Annotated in this window: 3 protein-coding genes and 1 pseudogene; all 4 read right to left on the bottom strand. The window is 38.1% G+C overall.

Translation table 11 applies throughout. From position 1 onward, the window contains the following. On the bottom strand, positions 1-919 hold a 919-nt coding region (locus JIE71_RS09615; protein WP_199508499.1), incomplete at its 3' end, for a DUF2345 domain-containing protein. Between the two features lie 144 nt (positions 920-1063). Then, on the bottom strand, positions 1064-1849 hold the full coding sequence (locus tag JIE71_RS09610) for a hypothetical protein (protein WP_199508498.1): 786 nt from the start codon (positions 1847-1849) through the stop codon (positions 1064-1066). Continuing rightward, positions 1821-2237 (bottom strand): hypothetical protein, encoded by a 417-nt coding sequence (locus JIE71_RS09605; protein WP_199508497.1) that lies wholly within the window; start codon positions 2235-2237, stop codon positions 1821-1823. The genes JIE71_RS09610 and JIE71_RS09605 overlap by 29 nt, the downstream gene beginning before the upstream one ends. Beyond that, positions 2234-2822: pseudogene (locus tag JIE71_RS09600) on the bottom strand (hypothetical protein); the annotation flags it as partial. The gene JIE71_RS09605 and the pseudogene JIE71_RS09600, both read right to left, overlap by 4 nt.

Raw genomic sequence — 2822 nt, 5'->3', positions numbered from 1 at the left:
ACCCAAGCCCATCCATTCCGCCACCCGCTTTACTGTGCTTACCTGCCTTTTCTGTAAACTGATTGGCACTGATGGTAATATTCGCGCCCTCTAAGACGATGCTAGCACCGCCTGCTGTCAGCGTGATTTTATCATTCGCCACTACCTCAACAGCTTGCGTTGATGAGGCAATATTGACATCCTGCTTTGCCGTTGCTTCAAGCTTACCTGTATGTGCGGAGAGTAGGATATTGTCCTTGGCATTGGTCATACTGATGCTGCCATCAGCGACCACAGTCATGGCTTCGTTACTCACTTGACTATAGGTGTCACCGCTGGTCAGGATATAGTCACCTTGGGTTGTGCTGAGCATCTCACCCATAGTACGGGTAATGAGGGTCTCTGTGCTGCTGTAGCTGATATCGGCAGCGCTGTCTATTAGGGTAAAGGGTGTCTCTTGATGCGTCTTGGTTTGCTGCTCTTCACTGACAGTCTCTAGCTGGGTTTTGATATTATTATGGTCATTGACGGTTTTACCCAGTCCTTTTGCCAGTTGCGTCAGACGCTCGGTCAGATGTTGTCCACCGAGGGCGGTTTGGGTGAGGGTCGGGGTATGGTGTTGATAGTCATGCTCCCCAGATTGTAGGTGCGTTTGTGGATAGGTTGAGAGTGACAGTGCGTTGCCTGTTTTAACGCTGATTTGTGCGTCTGTCGATAGCTGTATGCCGTCACGCTTGGCAGTGCTGTCTGTAGCGGGGTCAATGATGCCCATTTTGACTCGTGACGCGCTATTGCCTTTGACTTGCCACTGTGAGTGCGCTTGTGTGTCTCTATGGTCAGTGACCCATTCCGTGAGTGTGCCACTATCTTGATGGCGATAGCCGCTTTCGATAGCTTGCTCGTTCTCAGTAGCAAAGAGGCTAGGGCGCGTCTCAGACAAGAGACTGCCTGCATTGATTAAATGCTCGCCATCACCAATCGACTGTATGAGGGTTTGGTCATCAGCGCGGTGAGTAAAGTGCGTGCCGTAGCTCGCGCCCGCCTGTTACTAAAGTGATAAAGTAGCCACTATAACAATCACTGGTTAGGATTGTATTTTTAGTATATCTTTCAGCTTTTTTCTTTCATTTTCAAAATTTTTAGAGTTGCATATCTTTTCTATTTTTTCATTTTCTTTTATTATATTCCACCCGCTTTTATAGCTAAAACTATAGGCATCGTATTTTGAGTTGGAAGAAAGGCAGCATGCAATATTACCAGCTAGGGCTTTACATTCTTTATTAGGTATTACTGCTTTATAGATACTAAGGTTTTTTGTGCCTAATATTTCTGAATGTAAATAGTCTAAACTAATATCGCTATTAGGCATTTCTTCACTTATTATATCAACACCATCTAATTTAAAATCATAATAATTAAATTTTTTAGATTCATAACTTATAGAAGGTATATTTGGAAAGTATTTTACAAAAGCATCTAATTCTGTAGGAATAATAGTATCGTCAGAGTAAAGAACCCTAGAATTTTTGTCAAAAAAGGCAATGAATTTTTTATTATTTAGTATGAATATTTGAGAGGGGTCTTCCTTCTTGCTTAATATTATGTAATAGCCATTATTATAAATGTTATACTCTTCAGAAAATATTTTATCTTTTTTTATTATAGCGTTCATTTTCTCTTGAGTTTTAACATCGTATTTATCTATATTTTCTATATCCAAATAATCAATTAAGCTTTTATTTTCTGAAGTGTTTTTTTTGTAATCATATGTACAACACGGTAAAAAAATAACACTAGTTAGAATAGCTATATTTGCTGACTTTAATAACATAAATTTATCCTTATTTGCTGTAGCATTGATTTCCAACATCTTTCCATGCTTCTTCAAAAGTAGCATATTTGTCCCAATCCATATATTCTAAACATTTTCTAACACCAGGCATAGAACTTAATTCTTGATACTCTAGTCTTTCTCCAGTAGCTTTGTACCACTTGTAGTCTCTTTGGAATATAATTTTTATTTGATTTATAGTTACTTGCCCACCCACTAATGCACCTTGTAAAGCACCTAGAAGACCTCCTGGAGCATTCGAATATTCTTTTAATAAAGCCGTTACAACCATGTCTGTTGCTCTATCCTCGATATTACTTATTTGTTCTTCAGAAATATATGATATTTTCTGCACCACTACATTATTAGGTTTTGAACTAGTGTTATTTCTAGTATATCTTTTAGCATGTGCTATAGGGTCGCTCATATAGAATCCTTATTGTTTTGCCAAGGTAGATGTAAGTGGATTTCAATTGTATCTTCAGAATCTGAAAAAAATGTTTCTGTATAACCATGAATATCTGTAATTCCATAATATTTATGATTATTTCTTCTATTAACTGCTGTATATGCTATATTGGAATAAGGTTTGTTTTCAGGGGTTGTAAATTGATAAGATATATTATATATATTTTTATCATCTTCATATTGCCAAGGTAGATCTAATTTTATTTCTATTTCATCTTTGGTTCTTGTATTAAAAGTTTCTGTCCATCCATTATTATCAGTTCGACCTTTTGATATATGGTTAGTCCGGAGGTTTTTAGCTATATAGTTTATATTTGCATAGGGTCTCTCGTTTTCAAAAACAAACTGATACGCCAAGTTATAAACACCATCCATAAGAGTTTTCTTCTTAGGAATTATATTTGGCAACCCCGCCAACCCAAGCCCATCCATTCCGCCACCCGCTTTACTGTGCTTACCTGCCTTTTCTGTAAACTGATTGGCACTGATGGTAATATTCGCGCCCTCTAAGACGATGCTAGCACCGCCTGCTGTCAGCGTGATT

The sequence above is a fragment of the Psychrobacter sp. bablab_jr014 genome (genome assembly GCF_016464015.1).
Classification (GTDB): domain Bacteria; phylum Pseudomonadota; class Gammaproteobacteria; order Pseudomonadales; family Moraxellaceae; genus Psychrobacter.
The sequence above is the reverse complement of the archived record's forward strand: the minus strand, read 5'-3'. Positions and strand labels throughout refer to the sequence as shown.

What these genes read in the sequence shown, in the direction of transcription:
- JIE71_RS09610 (WP_199508498.1), bottom strand. Translation starts at nt 1,849, where the DNA reads ATGTTGGAAATCAATGCTACAGCAAATAAGGATAAATTTATGTTATTA.
- JIE71_RS09605 (WP_199508497.1), bottom strand. Translation starts at nt 2,237, where the DNA reads ATGAGCGACCCTATAGCACATGCTAAAAGATATACTAGAAATAACACT.